The organism is Pseudomonas sp. 25 R 14, from assembly GCF_900004755.1.
Taxonomy (GTDB): domain Bacteria; phylum Pseudomonadota; class Gammaproteobacteria; order Pseudomonadales; family Pseudomonadaceae; genus Aquipseudomonas; species Aquipseudomonas brenneri.
In genome coordinates this window covers 110,107-132,001 of the sequence record NZ_CVTS01000052.1, presented here as the reverse complement: position 1 = coordinate 132,001, position 21,895 = coordinate 110,107, and the positions used below count along the sequence as shown (strand labels likewise).

Here is a 21,895-nt window from a genome sequence, read left to right as displayed (position 1 = left end):
TCATCGCTGGCAAGCCAGCTCCTACAGGGGAATGCATTCCAAATGTAGGAGCCGGCTTACCGGCGATAGCGGTCTAAAGGTTTACACCGCCTCCCGGTAAGGATTTCGCGGATCCTGGGTCCAGTTCAAAAACGGCTTGCCCGTGTCCATCGGCACCATTTCGATGCAGTCCGCCACCGGGCAGGTGATCTGGCACAGGTTGCAGCCCACGCATTCATCATCGATCACTTCATATTTATGCGTGCCATCGGCCTGTTTCAAACTGGCAATTGCCTGGTGCGAAGTGTCCTCGCAGGCAATATGGCAGCGTCCGCAACCGATGCACGCCGCTTGGTCGATCTTGGCGATGACCTGGTAGTTGATGTCCAGGTATTTCCAGTCTGTGGTGTTGCCCACCGCGCGCCCGGAAAAATCCTGCAAGCTGCTGTAGCCCTGGCTGTCCATCCACCGCGACAAGCCATCCTTCATTTCCTCGACAATCCTAAAACCATGCAGCATCGCCGCCGTACACACCTGCACGGCACCGCAACCCAGGGCAACGAATTCTGCCGCGTCGCGCCAGTTGCCGATGCCGCCAATCCCGCAGATCGGCAGGCCCTGTGTCTGGGGATCGCGGGCAATTTCAGCGACCATGTTCAAGGCGATTGGCTTGACTGCTGAACCACAGTAACCGCCATGGGTGCTCTGGGTGCCGACCACCGGCAGGGCGACCATGCGCTCCAGGTCGACACTGGTGATGGAGTTGATGGTGTTGATCAGCGACACCGCATCGGCACCGCCGCGATAGGCCGCCCGGGCCGCCACGCGGATATCGGTGATATTGGGCGTGAGCTTGACGATCACCGGCAGCGAGCAATAGGTCTTGCACCAGCGTGTGACCTGTTCCACATATTCCGGCACCTGGCCCACCGCCGCCCCCATGCCTCGTTCCGGCATGCCATGGGGGCAGCCGAAGTTCAGCTCGATACCATCGCAACCGGTGGCTTCCACCAGCGGCAGGATGTTTTTCCATGATTCTTCGACGCACGGCACCATCAGCGACACGATCAGGGCGCGGTCCGGCCAGTCCTTTTTCACCTGGGTGATTTCCCGCAGGTTGATCTCCAGGGAACGGTCGGTGATCAGCTCGATATTGTTGATGCCCAAGACTTCACGGTTGGCGCCAAAGTGCGCCGAATAACGGGACGAGACGTTGACCGCCGCCGGGTCCTCGCCGAGGGTTTTCCAGACCACGCCGCCCCAGCCGGCTTCAAAGGCTCGGACCACGTTGTAGGCCTTGTCGGTGGGTGGCGCGGAGGCCAGCCAGAATGGATTGGGGGCTTTGATACCGGCGAACACAATCGATAGATCGGCCATTTACGCAGCCTCCACATTGAGCATGAGTTGAGCGTGCATGGCTTCGGCAGCCAGCTTGCCGTGTTGTACGGCCTGGACGGTGAGGTCCTGCCCGAGGCTGACGCAGTCGCCACCGGCATACACCCCGGGGATGCTGGTTTGCAGTTGTGCATCGACAAAGATCCGTTCGCCCTGGCGTTGCAACTGCTGGGCCAGTGGGTCGTGCAGGGCGTGGTCGTCGAAGCCTTGGCCGATGGCCTTGAAGATCGCATCTGCTGCCAGTTCGAAGGTGTCGCCGGTGGCTTGCAGGCGGCCGTTTTCCAGGCGTGTGCGAGCAAAACGCATGCCGCGCACCTGGCCTTGGTCATCGAGTAGCACTGCTTCGGGTTGGGCCCAGGTCAGCAGGCGTACCTGATTGGCCTTGGCGATGTCCTGTTCATGGCCGGTGGCGCCCATGTCGGCAAAGCCACGGCGGTACACCAGGTTGACATCGCGCGCGCCCAGGCGGGCCATTTGCACGGCCATGTCGATGGCGGTGTTGCCGGCACCGAGCACGATGCAGCGGTCGGCCAGGGGCAGTTGGCTGAGATCGTCGGCCTGGCGCAGTTCGCGGATGTAGTCGGTGGCGGCGAGCAGGCCGGGCGCATCCTCGTGGGGCAGGCCCAGGTGCTTGCTGGCGGCCAGGCCGAGGCCGAGGAAGACCGCGTCGAAGTGCTGGTGCAGGTCGCTCAGGCTCAGGTTATCGCCCAGGCGCTGGCCGTGACGGATTTCGATCCCGCCGATTTGCAGCAGGAAATCCAGCTCCTTCTGGGCGAAGTCATCCACCAGTTTGTATTTGGCGATCCCGTACTCATTGAGGCCACCGGCCTTTTCACGGGCTTCGAAAATCACCACGTCATGCCCATGCAAGGCGCTGCGATGGGCGCAGGACAAGCCCGCAGGCCCGGCACCGACCACGGCGATGCGCTTGCCGGTCGACGCGGCGCGCTGGAACGGGTGTTGATCAAAGTGCGCGTTGTCGATGGCGTAGCGCTGCAACAGGCCAATCAGCACCGGGGCGCATTCTTCGCTGTTGTTGCGCACACAGGCCTGCTGGCAGAGGATCTCGGTCGGGCAGACCCTGGCACAACTGCCGCCGAGGATGTTGGCCGAGAGAATCTTCTGCGCCGCGCCCTGCACGTTGTCGGTGTGGATATTGCGGATGAACGATGGGATATCTATTTCGCTGGGGCACGCGTTGACGCACGGTGCGTCGTAGCAATACAGGCAGCGCGAGGCTTCCAGGTGGGCTTGCCGGGCATTGAGGGGCGGTGCCAGGTCGGTGAAGTGGCTGGCGAGGGTCGCCCCGTCTTCGTCGGGGTGGGGGAGGTGGTTCAGGGTCTGGATCACGGTAATGGCCTCACGGTTTTTTTGCCTCTGGCGGGCATTGGTTTTTTGTGGTTTGCACTGGCCTCATCGCGGGCAAGCCCGCTCCCACATTTGAACTGTGTGAACCCGATCAAGTGTGGGAGCTGGCTTGCCTGCGATCGGCGATGTCAGCGTTTCACCGCGGCGGGCTTGGAACGCTCCGCGCGCTTGCGCAACTGCTCGAACACCGCCGGATACGCCGGCCGCTCGACATAGCGCCCGGCACCGCGCTCGGCGCGCAAATCGCCGTCGACCCACACCAGCTTGCCCTGGCTGATGGTGTGGCTGGGCACGCCGCGCACGGTCTTGCCTTCGAAGATGTTGAAGTCCACCTGCTGATGGTGGGTCTTGGCCGAAATGGTCCGTGTGCCCTGGGGATCCCACAACACCAGGTCGGCATCGGCACCGACCCGGATCGCGCCCTTGCGTGGGTAGAGGTTGAAGATCTTCGCGGTGTTGGTGGAGGTCAGTGCAACAAACTCCTGCATCGACAGGCGCCCGGTGTTGACCCCTTCGTCCCACAGCAACGCCATGCGGTCTTCGATGCCGGCGGTGCCATTGGGGATCTTGCTGAAGTCGTCACGCCCGGCAGCCTTTTGTTCGGCGCAGAAGCAGCAGTGATCGGTGGCGGTGGTGTGCAAGTTGCCTGATTGCAGGCCACGCCAGAGTGCCTCTTGATGCCCGCGCGGGCGGAAGGGCGGGCTCATCACGTAGCCTGCGGCGGTCTGCCAGTCGGGGTGTTGGTAGACGCTGTCGTCCAGCAGCAGGTGCCCGGCCAGGACTTCGCCATAGACCGCCTGGCCCTTGGCGCGGGCGTAGGTGATTTCGTCGAGGGCTTCCTGGGTTGAAACGTGTACCAGGTACAGCGGCGTGCCGATGGTTTCGGCAATGCGGATCGCGCGGCTGGCGGCTTCGCCTTCCACTTGCGAGGGGCGGGACAGTGGATGGGCCTCGGGCCCGGTGATGCCCTGGGCCAGCAGCTTGCGTTGCAGGTGATACACCAACTCGCCGTTCTCTGCGTGCACGGTGGGCACCGCGCCCAGTTCCAGGCAGCGCTCGAAGCTGGCGACCAGGGTGTCGTCAGCGGCCATGATCGCGTTCTTGTAGGCCATGAAGTGCTTGAAGCTGTTGATGCCGTGATGGGTCACCAGCTCGGCCATTTCCTCGCGGACCTGTTCGCTCCACCAGGTAATCGCCACATGAAACCCGTAGTCGGCCGCCGACTTCTCGGCCCAGCCGCGCCACTGGTGGAAGGCTTCCATCAACGACTGCTGCGGGTTGGGAATCACGAAGTCGATGATCGATGTGGTTCCGCCTGCCAGGCCCGCTGCCGTGCCGCTGAAAAAGTCTTCGCTGGCCACGGTGCCCATGAAGGGCAGTTGCATATGGGTATGGGGATCGATACCGCCGGGCATCAGGTACTGGCCATTGCCATCGAGTATCTCGGTGCCGGCGGGAATATCCAGATCAGTGCCAATGGCGCGGATTAGACCGTCTGCGCACAAGACATCGGCTTTATAACTTTCATCATGGGTAACAACGGTGGCGCCACGGATCAACAGAGACATGCCGAGTTCCTCAGAGGCTTGACCGGCTTATGCCAGTTCTAAGTGTTGTAGTGCTGCACACTGTGCAAGGTTTATTCTTGTCAGTGGTGACAGGAATAGAAGCTAGCCCGAGTTTTTCGAATGATCAAGATTATTTTTTATAAGCATATATCTGTATTAAGTTATTGATATCTAAGAATAAAAACTTAAATTCACCAAAATGTAGCGCCCTCTCACCATTTTGACGCACTTGACAGGTTCGTAATATGAGCAACATTTCCTATTGCAAATCAGACGCTTGAGAGTTGCCTCTTGACGGCGGGCAGCAATAAAAATAATTGTGTTGCACCAGATTGAGTCCTGATTGTTCGGACAACTTCTGCGTTATTTGGCCTGAGTAACGTTGCAAGTGGCGTGGGACTTTTCGGTTAAGACAATAAAGCTGATAAACATCAGCCAGTTATATAAGCGGTACGGATGGGGCGATGGCTTGCGGCACGGTAATTGAGTGCGCTGCCGGTTGGCCGGGTCCGTGATGTCATGTTCATGCGGGACTACGGCCATCCAGCGTTGAGCGCCGGATGAGCAACAATAATTTTAAAAAAACCGTGGAGCGGCCATGCAACAGAACAGATCGCAAGTCATAGAACGCGACGGCCTGTATGAACTCGACGCCGGCAGCGACGTCCTCGACAGCCCCCGTTACAACCACGACATGGCACCGACCAAGGTGCACGAACGAACCTGGAACAAGTGGCACATCACGGCATTGTGGGTCGGCATGTCGATCTGCGTGCCGACCTACACTTTGGGCGGCGTGCTCACCGCGTACTTCGGCTTGTCGGTAGGCGAGGCGCTGGTGGCAATCCTGCTGGCCAATATCGTGGTGCTGGTGCCCCTGACGCTCAATGCCTTTCCCGGTACCAAATATGGCATTCCGTTCCCGGTGCTGCTGCGCTCATCCTTTGGCATTCTCGGTTCCAATGTGCCGTGCCTGATCCGCGCGCTGGTGGCCTGTGGCTGGTTCGGCATCCAGACGATGTTCGGCGGGCTGGCGATCCACTTGTTCCTCGGCTCGATCTTCGAGGGCTGGAAGAGCCTGGGCGGCACCGGCGAGGTGATCGGTTTCATGATCTTCTGGGTGTTGAACCTGTGGGTGGTGCTGCGCGGCGCCGAGTCGATCAAATGGCTGGAAACCCTGTCGGCACCGCTGCTGGTGGCGGTGGGTATCGGCTTGCTGGTGTGGGCGTTGCCCAATGTGTCGATCAGCGAATTGATGGCCATCCCACCCAAGCGCCCCGAAGGCGCGAGCCTGACGGGTTACTTTATGGCCGGACTGACCGCGATGGTCGGTTTCTGGGCCACCCTGTCCCTGAATATTCCTGACTTCAGCCGTTATGCCAAAAGCCAGAAGGACCAGATCCTGGGGCAGATTTTCGGCCTGCCGCTGACCATGTTCCTGTTCGCCGCACTGGGCGTGATCATGACGGCGGCCTCGGTGAAACTGGTGGGCGTCAGCGTCTCCGACCCGGTGACCCTGATCGGACATATCCAGAGCCCGGTGTGGGTAGCGGTGGCGATGGCGTTGATCATCATTGCCACACTGTCGACCAACACGGCGGCGAATATTGTCTCGCCCACCAATGATTTCCAGAACATCGCGCCCAAGTTGATCAACCGCACCACCGCGGTGGTGCTCACCGGTCTGGTGGGGTTGGCGCTGATGGCCCATGAACTGCTGAAAAAGCTCGGGCTGATCGTTTCCGATGTCAGCCTGGAAACGGTCTATTCCAACTGGCTGCTCGGCTATTCGAGCCTGTTGGGGCCGATTGCCGGGATCATGGTAGTGGACTATTTCCTGATTCGCCGCCAGCGACTGGATCTGGCGGGTTTGTATCGCGATGACGTGTACCCGGCGTGGAATGTCGCGGGATTTATCGCTTTTGGCGTGCCGGTGGTGCTGACCCTGCTGTCACTGGGCAGCGATGCGTTCAGTTGGTTCTACAGCTACGGCTGGTTCACGGGATCGGCGCTGGGCGGGTTGTTGTATTACGGCCTGTGCAGCAAGCGTAAAACAAACCCTGTCGCTGCCAAGACATCCCTGTAAGTGATGTGGAATGCAATCAAATGTGGGACCGCGTCAATCATAAGAAATATTGCCTGAGGAGATCACCATGAACGCTGCCATCGACGTTCTGCAATCCACCCATCAGCACATCAACCGTGACCGCCTGTGGCAGTCGTTGATGGACCTCGCCAGGCTCGGCGCCACGCCCAAGGGCGGCGTGTGTCGCCTGGCCCTGACCGACCTCGACCGCCAGGCTCGCGATCTGTTTGTGCAGTCGTGCGAGGCGGCGGGCTGCACGGTGACCATCGATGGCGTGGGCAATATCTTTGCCCGTCGCGCGGGGCGCAATCCGGCATTGCCACCGGTGATGACCGGCAGCCATATCGACACCCAGCCAACGGGCGGCAAGTTCGATGGCTGCTTCGGTGTACTGGCGGGCGTGGAGGTGTTGCGCACGCTCAATGACCTGAAGATCGAAACCGAAGCGCCGCTGGAAGTGGTGGTATGGACCAACGAAGAAGGCTCGCGCTTCCCTCCCTGCATGATGGGCTCCGGGGTGTTCGCCGAAAAATTCAGCCTTGAAGACACGCTGGCCAAAACCGACGCAGAGGGCATCACGGTGGGTGATGCGCTGAACGCGATTGGCTACGCGGGCTCCCGGCCAGTCAGCGGGCACAAGGTTGGGGCTTACTTCGAAGCCCATATCGAGCAGGGCCCGATCCTGGAAGATGAACGCAAAACCATCGGCGTGGTGCTGGGAGCGCTCGGCCAGAAATGGTTCGACCTGACTCTGCGCGGTGTCGAGGCGCATGCCGGTCCGACGCCGATGCACCTGCGCAAGGACGCCCTGGTCGGTGCGTCGGCAGTGGTGGCGGCGGTCAACGCTGCCGCACTCGGCCATCAGCCCCATGCCTGTGGCACGGTGGGGTGCCTGCAAGCCTATCCCGGCTCGCGCAATGTGATCCCTGGCGAAGTACGCATGACTCTGGACTTCCGTCACCTGGAACCGGCACGCCTGGATTCGATGATTGCCCAGGTGCGTAAGGTGATCGACGACACTTGCGCCAAGCACGGCCTGAGCTTCGAGATGGTGCCGACCGCTGACTTCCCGCCGCTGTATTTCGACAAGGGGTGTGTCGATGCGGTGCGTGAGGCGGCCAATGGCCTGGGCCTGTCGAATATGGATATCGTCAGTGGCGCTGGGCATGACGCGATCTTCGTCGCTGAGTTGGGGCCGGCCGGGATGATATTCGTGCCATGTGAAGGCGGGATCAGCCATAACGAAATCGAAAACGCCGCACCCGATGACCTGGCGGCGGGGTGCGCGGTGTTGCTGCGGGCGATGGTGGCGGCTTCGGCTGCGGTGGCCCGCAAGCAGGTGGCGTAGATCTGCAGGAGCCGGCTTGCCGGCTCCTGGATTCGGTCAGGCGTGATGCGCGACTGGCTTGTGGGTCTTGGCGCGTGCCTCGGCCTTGGGCTGTGGATGAGGGTGCCGGCGGGTCACGCGCAACACGCCCCACAGCATGGCGCCGGCGACGGCCAGCCAGCCAAGCACCAACAGGAAAATCGTGGTTGTCAGGCTCATGAGTGCCTCCTTTTGCCCTGTGCAGGGCACACACTGTCTTTGCAATGGACAGTCTAGCTGCCTCCCGGTTGCGTGCTATTGACCAATGGTCGTGTGCGTCCAACTTGTTTGCTCTATCCCGGGCTTTTTACTGCTGCCCAAGGCTATACCCGGGCCCAAGAGCGTCCTATGATCAACGCCCCAGCCCGCAGATGATCAAGAGAGTGAAGAAGTTGCGTTTACGGTCGAACCTCAAAGCCTCCTTGCTGGTGGCTGCCTGCGTCCTTGGCTTGGCCGCGTGTGCCGGGCATCCCACACCTTCAAAAATCAAGGGCCTGCCCGAACGTGTAGAGCTCAACGGCGTGCCGGCGTTTCGTGGCGACACGTACCAGGGCGGTCCGGCTGCCCTGGCCAGCATGCTGTCGCAACAAGGCATTGTGATTACACCGGGCTTACTGGATAAGCCATTGCATCTACCCGGTGGGGAAGCCGACCTTGAGCGCAACATGCAAGTGCTGGCGCGCGAATACGGGATGTTGGTGTATCCGCTGGATACCAGGCTGACGGCGCTGTTGGCGCAGGTGGCGGCGGGGTATCCGGTGATGGTGCGGATTACCGAAGGCTCGACACTCTGGGCCGAGCCGCGTTATGCGGTACTGGTGGGCTTTAACCAGCAAAACAGTACGGTGTTGTTGCGCGTCGCCAGGGATCGGCGACGCCCGGTGGCGTTCAGCGACTTCGAGTCCGCCTGGAAAAGCGCCGGGCAGTGGGCGGTGCTGGTGCAGCGTCCGAGCCAGTTGCCGGTCAACCTGGATACGGCGAGGTGGCAGCAGGCCGCCAACGCCACCGCCCAGGCCGGCCAGGAACAGGCGGCGGCACAGGCACTCAAGGTCATGGCTGAAAGGCCAAAGCAGCCATAACGCAAACGGCGCTCGAGAGCGCCGTTTTTGTCAGTCGTACATCAGTGCGATTGGGCGACCCCGGTCTGGCGGCCCTTGAGGTTCTTGTCGGCCTTGTATTGCAGGGCCACATCTGGCACCGAGCCGCTCTTGCCCGTTTCAATCCACTTGCGAATACGGCTGGCATCGGCAAAGTGTGTGAATTTGCCGAAGGCGTCGAGGATCACCAGCGACACTGGGCGGTTGCCCATGCTCGTCACCAGCACCAGGCAGTGACCGGCCTGGTTGGTGAAACCGGTCTTGGTCAGCTTGATATCCCAGTTGGCGCGGTTGACCAAGTGATCGGTGTTGGAAAAACCCAGGGTGTAACTGGGCTTGCGGAACGACACGGTCTTTTCCTTGGTGGTGCTCAATTGCGTGAGCAGCGGATATTTGTGCGCGGCCTGCACCAGCTTGCTCAAGTCGCGGGCGGTGGACACATTATGGATCGACAGACCGGTGGGCTCGACATAGCGGGTGCTGGTCATGCCCAGGGCCTTGGCCTTGGCGTTCATTGCGGCAATAAACGCCGCATAGCCACCCGGATAATGGTGGGCCAGGCTGGCAGCTGCACGGTTTTCCGAGGACATCAGGGTAATCAGCAGCATTTCCTTGCGCGGCATTTCGCTGTTGAGCTTGACTCGCGAGAACACGCCTTTCATTTCCGGGGTGTCGCTGATGTTGATGGAGATGTACTCATCCATATTCTGCTTGGCATCCAGCACCACCATGCCGGTCATCAGCTTGGTGACGGAGGCGATCGGTACGACCACGTCGGGGTTGCTGGAATAGATGACTTTGTTGGTTTGCAAGTCCACCAGCATCGCGCTGCCTGAGGCGATGTGCAGTTGCGAGGTGTCCCGTGGGGCCAGGGTGGTTTCACTGGCGTTGGCGACAGTGCCTGCGAATGCGAAGAACAGGCTGATGAGAGAAAGATGAATTTTCACGCGGATGAACTCGCTAAAAGGTAGAAAAATACCGGATGCAGCCGGTTTTATGAAAAATGACGTTACATATTATTAGTATGGATCACAAACTGATAGAGAGCCTTTAAATAAAGGCTGTAAGCCGATGATTGGTTAGGTTTGTAGCGCAAGCGCGTTGGCGATAAGGCTCCGTAAAAACGGTCCTGTCGGTCCTGGGTGTGTAGGACTGATACAAAAACCTCAGAGCCTTTGATATGGGCTTTTTGTTAACGTTGAATTGAGGAGGCGTTGTTGAAAACAGGGACGTAGATGAACGGCAAAACGATCCGATGGGCGACCAATTTATTACTGTGTGTGGGCACAGGCTTCATGGTGACGGGTACTACAACGTTGTTGATCGCTGGAGCCGCTGATGCCAATACGCTGAGAGCCAGTGCGACAATGGCGATTGTCAGTTTTTTTTGTAATCGTCGTGTCGTACGTGGTGGCAATACTTGAGGAGGATGTATGGCACTGACCATCATAGGGTTATGGAGTTTGGGGGTTGCGCTCCTTATAGGTGTGGCCTTTAAGCGCGCAGGCATCATTTTCAGGAAACCGCGGCGTGCTGTTCTTGTTGACAGGGAGCAAGTCAAATCTCTCGGGCAGGAATAAAAAAATCCGCTGCCAGATATCTGATAGCGGATTTTTCAGGAAGCCCGGCGTGACCTAACAGCGTTGCGTCAAGGCGGGGTCCTTTTAGCTGTGCAACGTTTCGGCTGCGTACAGCGTGTTTTCCAGCAGGCATGCACGAGTCATCGGGCCAACACCACCAGGTACCGGGGTGATCCATCCGGCGCGGGGCAGGGCGGTTTCGTACACCACGTCGCCCACCAGCTTGCCGTCATCCTGACGGTTGATACCCACGTCGATCACGATGGCGCCTTCCTTGATCCACTCGCCCTTGACCAGGCCTGGCTTGCCCGCGGCGACCACGACCAGGTCGGCACGCCCGACGTGGCCTGCCAGGTCCTTGGTGAAGCGGTGGGTGACGGTCACAGTGCAGCCGGCCAGCAGCAACTCCATGGCCATCGGGCGACCTACAATGTTGGACGCGCCAACCACCACTGCATCCAGGCCGTACAGGTCGACGCCGGTGCTTTCCAGCAGGGTCATGATGCCCTTCGGTGTGCAGGGGCGCAGCAGGGGAATGCGCTGGGCCAGGCGACCGACGTTATAAGGGTGGAAGCCGTCCACGTCTTTGTCGGGGCGGATGCGCTCCAGCAGCAGGGAGGCGTCCAGGTGCTCTGGCAGCGGCAATTGCAGCAGGATGCCGTCGATGTTCGGATCGTCGTTGAGACCGTCGATCAGGTCGGTGAGGGCCTGTTGGGTGGTGTCGGAAGGCAAGTCGTAGGCCTTGGAAATAAAGCCGACCTCTTCACAGTCTTTACGCTTGTGCGAGACATAAACCTGGGAGGCAGGATCGCTGCCGACCAGGATCACCGCGAGCCCCGGCGTGCGCAGGCCAAGCTGGCGACGCTCGGTGACACGTTTGGCGATCTGCTGGCGCAGGCTGGCGGCGATTGATTTGCCGTCGATAAGTTGTGCAGTCATTACGCGTGATTAACCATCGAGAGGGGGAGGAAAAGTGCGCGCATTCTCGCACGCCAGGACGTGAGGGCAAAGGCGCTTGGTCTGCAAATTCCCCTAACCCCTTAAATAAAATGAATTTTTTTCAAAAAAGATTTGACGGCCCCTAGGGGCGTCTATACTATTCGTCGCACTTGTCGGGCACAGCCTAGCACTGGTTAAGAAGGTCGAGCGCAATAGCCGTTTTATTGTGTAAGGCTGGAAGCATTTAGTTTGTAGTCCTCCAAGAGTACAGATTAATCAGGCGCCCGTAGCTCAGCTGGATAGAGCATCCGCCTTCTAAGCGGATGGTCGCAGGTTCGAGTCCTGCCGGGTGCGCCATTAGGCAGCTTTGGCACAAGTAGCGCAAGATGGTGGGCGTAGCTCAGTTGGTAGAGCACGGGATTGTGACTCCCGTTGTCGAGGGTTCGATCCCCTTCGTCCACCCCATATTTGAAAAGGCGCCAGATTTAACGGTCTGGCGCCTTTGTTTTAAAAAAGCTTCAAGCCGCGGATGTGGTGGAATTGGTAGACACACTGGATTTAGGTTCCAGCGCCGCGAGGCGTAAGAGTTCGAGTCTCTTCATCCGCACCAAATAAAGCGTCACCCCTGCATTGGCTGGGTTGGTGCTCAACAGAGAAGGCAGTTGGCTTCTTTGTCACGCAATATGGTGGGCGTAGCTCAGTTGGTAGAGCACGGGATTGTGACTCCCGTTGTCGAGGGTTCGATCCCCTTCGTCCACCCCATATTCCGAAAGGCGCCAGATTTAACAGTCTGGCGCCTTTTTTGTTTTAGCGGTTTGCGTATTCGGCGACTGCAGGTTTTGGGTCGCAGGGGTGGGGCGTTTCGTCGTATTTTTGTTTCTCGATGATGCCGTTCTGCCCGTCGGCCTTGTGTGCAAGGTCGGCAGCCGGGGAGATGGTTGGCAGCTTCTTCTATATATAGAAGGGTTGGCACAGAGCCCTGGCGTGATTGGCTGTATTTGTCACTGGGGCGAGGAGCATTCGTGCATTCGTACCTGTAAAATGCCTGCTGTTTTTTAACCCGTTTTCAGTAGGGTGACTTCTTGAGTTTGACCCACTAGAATGCATGCCCTTGGTGCGACACGCGTGGCGTGTCTCCTAAACTTCGAGGTGTAGAGTCATCTTGAAGGGTTTTCGAAAGAGAGCCGAGAGCTTGGGTGCCCAATCCCAAGAAACAAAACCCTCCCAGAAGTCCAATGCCTTCAAGGACTTGCCGCAGCGGCGGTGGCAAACCCAAGGTCGATTAGCGCTCGGAGGCTCGACCACAATACCGGTTCTTCCGGTATTGGAGTGCCCACTACACATCAGCCCTATTCAGGGCTAAACCCATGCGGGAGAGAATCCCCGCTGGGGTTCCCTCCTGCTTTGAAACAGGAGGTAACAATTCTTTGAGCATGCTGCCTCGGCAGTCCCTGTTCACATCAAACCGGAGACATGAGCGAAAGCTCTGTCTGTCATTGTCCAACCATTGCCTGTTTGGAGTGGCAGCGGACTCGTTGTGCGACCAACGATAGCCTAGGAAGACATGCGTCACTGGTAACGGTGGGGTGTGAAGCTCTTCCAACAATGTAGCCCCCTTATGGGTGTGTCTTCGCCGTGAGGCGGAGCGCAGATGCTCGGAGCAGTACCGGGTTGAGGCGCTAGGCTGGCTGGTATGGGTAACACAAGTGAACTGCTAATAAACGTCGTCAGCATTACGGTGCCTAATCTGCTGATAGGCATTAACCAAAAAGGTGATGCGACCGGTTGTTCTGGTCAAGGGTCGGAACACGTCGTCACATAAGGTCGCCGGCGAATAGGCAGACTCTAACCCAGTCGTGTGACAGGCAGGGAACGTGGTAAGCCCGTATAGCTGCCTTCGGGCAGGTGAGCCGCAAGGTGATCCGTTGGCTGTGCGGGTATGGGATCGCAGAGAAAGCGAAAGCCGGGCTGTAATGGCCCGGATAGGGGCTGGAACATTGCTCCACGGGAAACCGAGCAGACTTCTGCGTGGTCTTTCGTCGCATGAACTCTGAGTGAACCTGTCTCAATAAACCTAGAGATCCAGCTGTAACGGATCTTCTATTAATCCAACCCTGGCGGGAGCGTCCATTCCCGTCAGGGGGTGTGTGCGTCTTTCGCTTGGGGCAACTTGAGAGGAAGGCAGCATGTTAGAACATAGCCAATTGGCCGTGTCTGCGCCTTCCGGCGCTCCGCAGCACTGGCATGACATCGATTGGTGGCGTGTTCAGCGGAATGTCCGGGCGATGCAGATACGGATTGCGAAGGCTTGTCGGGAAGGCAACTGGCGCAGGGTGAAAGCCCTGCAACGGATGCTGACCCGCTCTCGCTCGGCCAGATACTTGGCCGTACGGCGAGTCACTGAAAACCAGGGTAAGCGCACGGCGGGAGTCGACCGCGTGCTCTGGGATACACCCGATGCCAAATGGAAGGCGGCAAATGGGTTGAAGCGCCATGGATATAAGCCGCGGCCTTTACGGCGTGTGTTTATTCCGAAGTCAAATGGAAAGGAGCGTCCTCTGGGCATTCCGACCATGACGGACAGGGCAATGCAGGCGTTGTATTTGCTTGCTCTGGCACCCATTGCAGAAACCACCGGCGATCCAAACAGCTACGGCTTTAGGGTCGAGCGATCTACGGCGGATGCAATGGGGCAGTTGTTCGTATGCCTATCCAAGAAGGTTTCGGCCCAATGGGTTTTGGAGGCGGACATCAAAGGCTGCTTTGACCATATCAATCATGACTGGCTTATCACCAACGTCCCAACGGATAAGGTGGTTCTCCGAAAATGGTTGAAAGCTGGCGTGATTCATAAGGGCCAGCTACAGGCAACGGATGCCGGTACGCCACAGGGCGGGATTGTCTCGCCCAGCTTGGCGAATCTGGTGCTGGATGGGCTGGAGTCACTACTTAAGCAACATCTGGGTGTGACCAAGGCCAAGAAGCTGAAAATCAATGTGGTGCGTTACGCGGATGACTTTGTGATAACTGGAACCTCGCGAGAGGTGCTGGAAACTGAAGTCAGACCTTGGGTGGAGCAGTTCCTAGCAGTGCGGGGGCTGCAGTTGTCACTCGAGAAGACGCGTATCGTCCATATAAAGGAAGGCTTTGACTTTCTAGGTTGGAATTTCCGCAAGTACGATGGGAAGCTTCTGATCAAGCCAAGCAAGAAAAACGTGAAAGCGTTCTATAGCAAGGTAAGGGAGGTCATCAGTACCAGCAAAGCGGTAAGGCAGGAGGATCTGATCCGACAGCTTAATCCGATACTGCGTGGCTGGGCGTTCTATCACCAGCCTGTGGTAGCCAAGAAAGCGTATAGCCGCATGGATTACATGATCTTTCTGGCTCTATGGCGTTGGGCAAAACGGCGACACCCTAAGAAAACACTCCAGTGGATCGGAGCGAAATACTTTAAACCCATGAAGGGGCGGAAAGGGGTGTTTGCTACCGCGACGATGAATGACAAGGGAGAGATGCGGACGATCGAGTTGTACTCGCTAGCGAGCACTCCGATCGAACGACACAAGAAGGTGAGTGGGGAGTACAACCCCTTCGATCCTTCTATGGAGGAAATGGGTGAGAAAAGGCGTATGGAACAGATGCTCAAAAGGCTGGCGTACCGTAAGCAAATCTTGAGCCTATTCCAGAGTCAGAAAGGATTGTGTCCAATATGTAAGTTACCGATTACGAAGGAGACGGGGTGGCATGATCACCACATTCTGTACCGCACAAAAGGCGGTGGAGACTCCCTAAATAACCGGGTACTATTGCACCCCCTTTGTCACCAGCGGCTACACGCTCGCGGATTGACAGTGAACAAACCGGCTCCCCTTACCGGGGGTTTTGATTAGGCCCGAGCCGTATGCGGGGAAACTCGCACGTACGGTTCTTAGGGGGAGGTGGGCCAGTAATGGCCCATCTCTACCCGACATTCTTGGGTCGGAAACGGCCGGCTAACGTCTGTGCAACGAGGAATATCCATGCAAGTTTCTGTTGAAAATACTACTGCTATCGAGCGCCGCATGAGCATCACCGTGCCGGCAGAGCGCATCGAGACTGCGGTCAACAAGCGTCTGCAGCAGACTGCCCAGAAGGCCAAGATCGCTGGTTTCCGTCCAGGCAAAGTGCCGATGAGCGAAATCAAGCGCCGTTTTGGTGCTGATGCGCGTCAAGATGCCGTAGGCGACGTGATCCAGGCTTCCTTCTACGAAGCTGTTGTCGAGCAAAAGCTGAACCCGGCTGGTTCGCCTTCCATCGAGCCTAAGTCCCTGGAAGCTGGCAAGGACCTGGAATACGTTGCCGTATTCGAAGTGTTCCCAGAGTTCGAAGTGGCTGGTTTCGAAGGTATCGAAATCGAGCGCCTGAGCGCCGAAGTGGCTGATGCCGACCTGGACAACATGCTGGAAATCCTGCGCAAGCAGAACACCCGTTTTGAAGTGGCCGATCGTGCCGCCCAGAACGAAGACCAGTTGAACATCGATTTCGTGGGCAAGGTTGACGGCGAAGTATTCGCTGGCGGCTCGGCCAAGGGCACCCAGTTGGTTCTGGGTTCCAACCGCATGATCCCGGGTTTCGAAGACGGCCTGGTTGGCGCTAAAGCCGGCGAAGAGCGCGTCCTGAACCTGACTTTCCCTGCTGACTACCAAAACCTGGACCTGGCTGGCAAAGCTGCCGAGTTCACCGTGACGGTCAACAGCGTTTCCGAGCCTAAGCTGCCAGAGCTGAACGAAGAGTTCTTCGCCCAGTTCGGTATCAAGGAAACCGGTATCGAAGGTTTCCGCGCCGAAGTTCGCAAGAACATGGAGCGTGAGCTGCGCCAGGCCATCAAGTCCAAGGTCAAGAACCAGGTAATGGACGGTCTGCTGGCCGCCAACCCGATCGAAGTGCCTAAGGCCCTGCTGTCCAATGAAGTGGATCGCCTGCGCGTACAAGCTGTTCAGCAGTTTGGTGGCAACATCAAGCCTGACCAACTGCCGGCCGAGCTGTTCGAAGAACAAGCCAAGCGCCGTGTCGTGTTGGGCCTGATCGTGGCTGAAGTGGTCAAGCAGTTCGACCTCAAGCCTGACGAAGACCGCGTTCGCGAAATGATCCAGGAAATGGCTTCGGCCTACCAGGAGCCTGAGCAGGTCGTGGCTTGGTACTACAAGAATGACCAGCAACTGAACGAAGTCCGTTCGGTTGTGCTGGAAGAACAAGTTGTGGATACTGTTCTGCAGAAGGCTAAGGTGACCGACAAAGCGGTCTCTTACGAAGAAGCAGTCAAGCCGGCTGAAGCAGCACAAGCCGACTGATTGTCCAACTCGTTTGAAAATACACCCATAAGCCAGCCTCGCGCTGGCTTATGCGTATTCAAGACATGACTATTTGGGAGTAACTGCAGAGCATGTTCCGTAATTCGTATATTCAGCAGAACTCTGATATCCAGGCCGCAGGCGGCCTGGTCCCGATGGTTGTCGAGCAATCTGCTCGTGGCGAACGCGCCTATGACATCTACTCGCGCCTGCTCAAGGAGCGAGTGATCTTTCTGGTTGGTCCGGTAGAGGACTACATGGCCAACCTGATCTGTGCGCAACTGCTGTTCCTTGAAGCGGAAAACCCGGACAAGGACATCCATCTCTACATCAACTCCCCAGGCGGTTCGGTAACGGCGGGCATGTCGATCTACGACACCATGCAGTTCATCAAGCCGAATGTATCCACCACGTGCATTGGCCAGGCCTGCAGCATGGGTGCATTCCTGCTGACAGCCGGTGCCGAAGGCAAGCGTTTCTGCCTGCCCAACTCGCGCGTGATGATTCACCAGCCACTGGGCGGTTTCCAGGGGCAGGCATCGGACATCGAGATCCACGCCAAGGAAATCCTGTTTATCCGCGAGCGTCTCAACACGCTGATGGCCAAGCACAGCGGGCACACCCTGGAAGAAATCGAGCGCGATACCAACCGCGACAACTTCATGAGTGCCGAGGCCGCGCGTGAATACGGGCTGATCGACGCCGTGATCGACAAGCGCCCCGCTTAATATAAGCAGCTCAAAATAGGGCTGGTCGGCATGTCCGACCACTGGCGGGCTTGAAAAAGCCCGCATAAGCCTTCATCTTGTGTTGCAAGCCTATCGGATTTGGATCGAACGAATGACTGACACCCGCAACGGCGAGGACAACGGCAAGCTGCTCTATTGCTCCTTCTGTGGCAAAAGCCAGCATGAAGTGCGCAAATTGATTGCCGGCCCCTCGGTCTTTATCTGCGACGAGTGCGTCGACCTGTGCAATGACATCATCCGTGAGGAGGTGCAGGAGGCACAGGCCGAAAGCAGCGCGCATAAATTGCCTTCGCCTAAAGAAATCAGCGGCATCCTTGACCAGTACGTGATTGGTCAAGAGCGTGCAAAGAAGGTTCTGGCCGTAGCGGTGTACAACCACTACAAGCGCTTGAACCAGCGTGACAAGAAAGGCGACGAAGTCGAACTCGGCAAGAGCAACATCTTGCTGATCGGTCCTACAGGCTCGGGTAAGACCCTGCTTGCAGAAACCCTCGCTCGCCTGCTGAACGTTCCGTTCACCATCGCCGACGCCACCACCCTCACCGAGGCTGGCTACGTGGGTGAAGATGTCGAGAACATCATTCAGAAACTGCTGCAGAAGTGCGACTACGACGTAGAGAAAGCCCAGATGGGTATTGTCTATATCGATGAAATCGACAAGATTTCGCGCAAGTCCGACAACCCGTCGATCACTCGGGATGTTTCCGGTGAAGGCGTGCAGCAAGCCCTGCTGAAGCTGATTGAAGGCACGGTCGCTTCCGTACCGCCCCAAGGCGGCCGCAAGCACCCGCAGCAGGAATTCCTGCAGGTTGATACGCGCAACATCCTGTTTATCTGTGGCGGCGCGTTCTCCGGTCTGGAAAAGGTCATCCAGCAGCGTTCCACTCGGGGTGGCATTGGTTTCAGTGCAGAAGTGCGCAGCAAGGAAGAAGGCAAGAAGGTGGGCGAGTCCCTGCGTGAAGTCGAGCCTGACGATTTGGTCAAGTTTGGTCTGATCCCGGAATTCGTTGGTCGTCTGCCGGTCCTGGCCACGTTGGACGAGCTGGATGAGGCTGCTCTGATTCAGATCCTCACCGAGCCGAAAAACGCCCTGACCAAGCAATACGCCAAGCTGTTCGAAATGGAAGGCGTGGACCTTGAGTTCCGTTCTGACGCGCTCAAGTCGGTGGCCAAGCGGGCACTGGAGCGCAAGACCGGCGCACGCGGTTTGCGTTCGATTCTCGAAGGCGTACTGCTCGACACCATGTACGAAATCCCCTCGCAGTCCGAGGTGAGTAAAGTGGTGATCGACGAAAGCGTTATAGAAGGTAAGTCCAAGCCACTGTATATCTACGAAAACAGTGAGCCGACTGCCAAGGCTGCGCCAGACGCATAAGCGTTGCGCAGTTTCGGTACAAACAAGGGGCCTCTAGGGGCCCCTTTGTTTTTCATGAGAATTTTTACTGTGTGTAACTGCCAGCATTGAGCTTGTTTTTTTTACACGCAGCCCCCATCTTGGTTTCAAGCTTACTTTCATCTGTCATAGAGGCGAAATCATGAAGACAACCATTGAATTGCCTCTCCTGCCATTGCGTGATGTGGTTGTGTATCCGCACATGGTTATCCCGCTGTTCGTGGGGCGCGAGAAGTCTATCGAAGCCCTTGAGGCAGCGATGACGGGCGACAAGCAGATCCTGCTGTTGGCCCAGAGAAACCCGGCTGACGACGATCCTGGCGAAGACGCCCTGTATCGCGTTGGTACTATTGCAACCGTTCTGCAATTGCTCAAGCTGCCGGATGGCACCGTCAAGGTGCTGGTCGAAGGTGAGCAGCGCGGGGCGGTCGAGCGCTTCATGGAGGTGGATGGCCACCTGCGTGCGGAAGTGGCATTGATCGACGAAGTCGATGCACCTGAGCGCGAATCCGAAGTCTTTGTGCGTAGCCTGCTGTCCCAGTTCGAGCAATACGTGCAACTGGGCAAGAAAGTCCCGGCTGAAGTCCTGTCCTCCCTCAACAGCATCGATGAGCCAAGCCGCCTGGTCGACACCATGGCCGCGCACATGGCGCTGAAAATCGAGCAGAAGCAGGACATCCTCGAAATCATCGACCTGTCGACCCGGGTCGAGCACGTCCTGGCGCTGCTGGATGCCGAGATTGACCTGTTGCAGGTCGAGAAGCGCATTCGTGGCCGCGTAAAGAAACAGATGGAGCGCAGCCAGCGCGAGTACTACCTGAATGAGCAGATGAAGGCCATTCAGAAGGAACTCGGCGATAGCGAGGAAGGCCACAACGAAATCGAAGAGCTGAAAAAGCGCATCGACGCCGCTGGCCTGCCGAAAGACGCCCTGACCAAAGCCACCGCCGAGCTGAACAAGCTCAAGCAAATGTCGCCGATGTCGGCCGAAGCCACCGTGGTTCGTTCCTACATCGACTGGCTGGTGCAGGTACCGTGGAAAGCCCAGACCAAGGTACGCCTGGACCTGGCGCGTGCCGAAGACATCCTCGATGCCGATCACTACGGCCTTGAAGAGGTCAAGGAGCGCATCCTCGAATACCTCGCCGTGCAGAAGCGGGTGAAGAAGATTCGCGGCCCGGTGTTGTGCCTGGTGGGTCCTCCTGGCGTGGGTAAAACCTCGTTGGCTGAGTCGATCGCCAGTGCAACAAACCGTAAATTCGTGCGTATGGCCCTCGGTGGCGTGCGTGACGAGGCGGAAATTCGCGGCCATCGCCGGACTTACATCGGTTCGATGCCGGGAAGATTGATTCAAAAGATGACAAAGGTCGGGGTGCGCAACCCGCTGTTCCTGCTCGATGAAATCGACAAAATGGGCAGCGACATGCGTGGCGATCCAGCATCGGCCCTGCTGGAAGTACTCGACCCCGAGCAGAACCACAATTTCAACGATCATTACCTGGAAGTCGATTACGACTTGTCTGACGTAATGTTCCTGTGCACCTCCAACTCCATGAACATTCCGCCAGCCTTGCTGGACCGGATGGAGGTGATTCGTCTGCCGGGTTACACCGAAGACGAGAAGATCAATATCGCGGTCAAATACCTTGCGCCCAAGCAGATTTCGGCCAATGGCCTGAAGAAGGGCGAGATCGAATTCGATGTCGAGGCGATCCGCGATATCGTGCGCTACTACACTCGCGAGGCCGGTGTGCGGGGGCTTGAACGCCAGATTGCGAAAATTTGCCGCAAGGCGGTCAAGGAGCATGCACTGGAAAAACGCTTCTCCGTGAAGGCTACGGCCGACTCGTTGGAGCATTACCTGGGTGTGCGTAAATTCCGCTACGGTTTGGCCGAGCAGCAGGATCAGGTAGGGCAGGTCACTGGCCTGGCGTGGACCCAGGTAGGCGGCGAATTGTTGACTATCGAAGCCGCAGTGATTCCTGGCAAAGGGCAATTGATCAAGACCGGTTCTTTGGGTGACGTGATGGTCGAGTCCATCACCGCCGCGCAGACCGTGGTGCGCAGTCGCGCCCGTAGCCTGGGAATCCCCCTGGACTTCCACGAGAAGCACGACACTCACATCCACATGCCTGAGGGGGCTACACCCAAAGACGGCCCTAGCGCTGGCGTAGGCATGTGCACGGCCCTGGTCTCGGCCCTGACCGGCATCCCGGTACGCGCTGATGTGGCCATGACCGGGGAAATTACCCTGCGTGGTCAGGTATTGGCCATCGGTGGCTTGAAAGAGAAATTGCTTGCTGCACACCGCGGTGGTATCAAGACCGTGATCATTCCGGAAGAGAATGTTCGCGATTTGAAGGAAATTCCTGACAACATTAAGCAGGATCTGCAGATTAAACCGGTTAAATGGATTGACGAGGTCCTGCAAATTGCGCTGCAATACGCGCCGGAGCCCTTGCCGGATGTGGCTCCCGAGATAGTCGCGAAGGACGAAAAGCGCGAGACTGACTCTAAGGAAAGAATTAGCACGCATTAATACGTTTAAGCCTGGGGGCTTCCTTGACAGATTTTTAGAGCCCTTGTTATAAAGCGGCTCTTAAGTGTCTGTAGGCCATTCAGCACTGGTTTTTGCTTTCACCAAAAAACTTAGAATCATACTCAATAGATATAAGGGGACTTAGAGTGAACAAGTCGGAACTGATTGATGCTATCGCCGCATCTGCTGATATCCCGAAAGCCGCTGCTGGCCGTGCGCTGGACGCAGTAATCGAATCCGTCACTGGCGCTCTCAAGGCCGGCGACTCCGTGGTACTGGTAGGCTTCGGCACTTTCTCTGTGACCGATCGTCCAGCTCGCACTGGCCGTAACCCACAGACTGGCAAAGCACTGCAAATCGCTGCTGCCAAGAAACCAGGTTTCAAAGCCGGTAAAGCCCTGAAAGAAGCCGTTAACTAAGCTTCGTTCAAGCCTTTGCCTATCCGGGCCGGACGCAGGTCTGGCCTGGCAGCGGAGCGGCAACTGACCCAAGTATCCATTGGGTCG

Annotated in this window: 15 protein-coding genes and 4 tRNA genes; 13 read left to right on the top strand and 6 right to left on the bottom strand. The window is 57.8% G+C overall.

What is annotated here, in order from left to right:
* Positions 1 to 81: 81 nt before the first annotated feature.
* The 3 genes from preA to hydA all read right to left on the bottom strand — a co-directional run bounded on the left by preA (position 82) and on the right by hydA (position 4,310).
* Positions 82 to 1,356 carry an NAD-dependent dihydropyrimidine dehydrogenase subunit PreA gene (gene preA, locus BFQ03_RS19095; protein WP_032860290.1) on the bottom strand — a complete coding sequence of 425 codons (1,275 nt, stop codon included), beginning with the start codon at positions 1,354 to 1,356 and terminating at the stop codon, positions 82 to 84.
* A complete protein-coding gene (locus BFQ03_RS19090; RefSeq protein ID WP_032860289.1) occupies positions 1,357 to 2,724 on the bottom strand; it encodes an NAD(P)-dependent oxidoreductase in 1,368 nt (455 codons plus the stop codon).
* A 146-nt stretch (positions 2,725 to 2,870) separates the two neighbouring features.
* Positions 2,871 to 4,310 (bottom strand): dihydropyrimidinase, encoded by a 1,440-nt coding sequence (hydA, locus tag BFQ03_RS19085; protein ID WP_065943648.1) that lies wholly within the window; start codon positions 4,308 to 4,310, stop codon positions 2,871 to 2,873.
* A gap of 598 nt (positions 4,311 to 4,908) precedes the next feature.
* Here hydA and BFQ03_RS19080 point away from each other — a divergent pair.
* Both BFQ03_RS19080 and BFQ03_RS19075 read left to right on the top strand, forming a co-directional pair.
* The gene (locus BFQ03_RS19080) at positions 4,909 to 6,396 is read left to right on the top strand and encodes an NCS1 family nucleobase:cation symporter-1 (protein WP_065943649.1); all 1,488 of its coding nucleotides are present in this window, start codon (positions 4,909 to 4,911) and stop codon (positions 6,394 to 6,396) included.
* Positions 6,397 to 6,463: 67 nt separating this feature from the next.
* A complete protein-coding gene (locus tag BFQ03_RS19075) occupies positions 6,464 to 7,744 on the top strand; it encodes a Zn-dependent hydrolase (RefSeq protein WP_065943650.1) in 1,281 nt (426 codons plus the stop codon).
* Between the two features lie 36 nt (positions 7,745 to 7,780).
* Here BFQ03_RS19075 and BFQ03_RS30295 read toward each other — a convergent pair whose 3' ends face one another.
* The gene (locus tag BFQ03_RS30295; RefSeq protein ID WP_167360818.1) at positions 7,781 to 7,942 is read right to left on the bottom strand and encodes a hypothetical protein; all 162 of its coding nucleotides are present in this window, start codon (positions 7,940 to 7,942) and stop codon (positions 7,781 to 7,783) included.
* 212 nt (positions 7,943 to 8,154) lie between these two features.
* Here BFQ03_RS30295 and BFQ03_RS19070 point away from each other — a divergent pair, with 212 nt between their 5' ends.
* Entirely contained in the window at positions 8,155 to 8,841 is a 687-nt protein-coding gene (locus BFQ03_RS19070; RefSeq protein WP_032860314.1) for a peptidase C39 family protein, read from the top strand.
* A 41-nt stretch (positions 8,842 to 8,882) separates the two neighbouring features.
* Here the strand turns inward: BFQ03_RS19070 and pbpG are convergent, their stop codons facing one another.
* The gene (pbpG, locus tag BFQ03_RS19065; protein WP_032860285.1) at positions 8,883 to 9,806 is read right to left on the bottom strand and encodes a D-alanyl-D-alanine endopeptidase; all 924 of its coding nucleotides are present in this window, start codon (positions 9,804 to 9,806) and stop codon (positions 8,883 to 8,885) included.
* Positions 9,807 to 10,523: 717 nt separating this feature from the next.
* On the bottom strand, positions 10,524 to 11,378 hold the full coding sequence (gene folD / locus BFQ03_RS19060) for a bifunctional methylenetetrahydrofolate dehydrogenase/methenyltetrahydrofolate cyclohydrolase FolD (protein ID WP_032860284.1): 855 nt from the start codon (positions 11,376 to 11,378) through the stop codon (positions 10,524 to 10,526).
* Positions 11,379 to 11,658: 280 nt separating this feature from the next.
* Here folD and BFQ03_RS19055 point away from each other — a divergent pair.
* The 10 genes from BFQ03_RS19055 to BFQ03_RS19010 all read left to right on the top strand — a co-directional run bounded on the left by BFQ03_RS19055 (position 11,659) and on the right by BFQ03_RS19010 (position 21,808).
* A tRNA-Arg gene (locus BFQ03_RS19055) sits at positions 11,659 to 11,735 on the top strand.
* A gap of 32 nt (positions 11,736 to 11,767) precedes the next feature.
* A tRNA-His gene (locus BFQ03_RS19050) sits at positions 11,768 to 11,843 on the top strand.
* A 60-nt stretch (positions 11,844 to 11,903) separates the two neighbouring features.
* Positions 11,904 to 11,988: transfer RNA gene (locus BFQ03_RS19045), tRNA-Leu, on the top strand.
* Positions 11,989 to 12,064: 76 nt separating this feature from the next.
* Positions 12,065 to 12,140, top strand: a tRNA-His gene (locus BFQ03_RS19040).
* A 1,424-nt stretch (positions 12,141 to 13,564) separates the two neighbouring features.
* The gene (gene ltrA, locus BFQ03_RS19035) at positions 13,565 to 15,268 is read left to right on the top strand and encodes a group II intron reverse transcriptase/maturase (RefSeq protein ID WP_065943651.1); all 1,704 of its coding nucleotides are present in this window, start codon (positions 13,565 to 13,567) and stop codon (positions 15,266 to 15,268) included.
* A 129-nt stretch (positions 15,269 to 15,397) separates the two neighbouring features.
* Positions 15,398 to 16,708, top strand: coding sequence for a trigger factor (tig, locus tag BFQ03_RS19030; RefSeq protein WP_032860283.1), 1,311 nt, complete (start codon positions 15,398 to 15,400; stop codon positions 16,706 to 16,708).
* Positions 16,709 to 16,800: 92 nt separating this feature from the next.
* On the top strand, positions 16,801 to 17,436 hold the full coding sequence (gene clpP, locus BFQ03_RS19025) for an ATP-dependent Clp endopeptidase proteolytic subunit ClpP (protein ID WP_029298421.1): 636 nt from the start codon (positions 16,801 to 16,803) through the stop codon (positions 17,434 to 17,436).
* A gap of 112 nt (positions 17,437 to 17,548) precedes the next feature.
* Positions 17,549 to 18,832 (top strand): ATP-dependent Clp protease ATP-binding subunit ClpX, encoded by a 1,284-nt coding sequence (clpX, locus tag BFQ03_RS19020; protein ID WP_032860281.1) that lies wholly within the window; start codon positions 17,549 to 17,551, stop codon positions 18,830 to 18,832.
* Between the two features lie 160 nt (positions 18,833 to 18,992).
* Positions 18,993 to 21,389: an endopeptidase La gene (lon, locus tag BFQ03_RS19015; RefSeq protein WP_032860280.1), complete on the top strand. Its 2,397-nt coding sequence runs from the start codon at positions 18,993 to 18,995 to the stop codon at positions 21,387 to 21,389.
* A 146-nt stretch (positions 21,390 to 21,535) separates the two neighbouring features.
* The gene (locus tag BFQ03_RS19010; protein WP_003174819.1) at positions 21,536 to 21,808 is read left to right on the top strand and encodes an HU family DNA-binding protein; all 273 of its coding nucleotides are present in this window, start codon (positions 21,536 to 21,538) and stop codon (positions 21,806 to 21,808) included.
* Positions 21,809 to 21,895 lie beyond the last annotated feature (87 nt).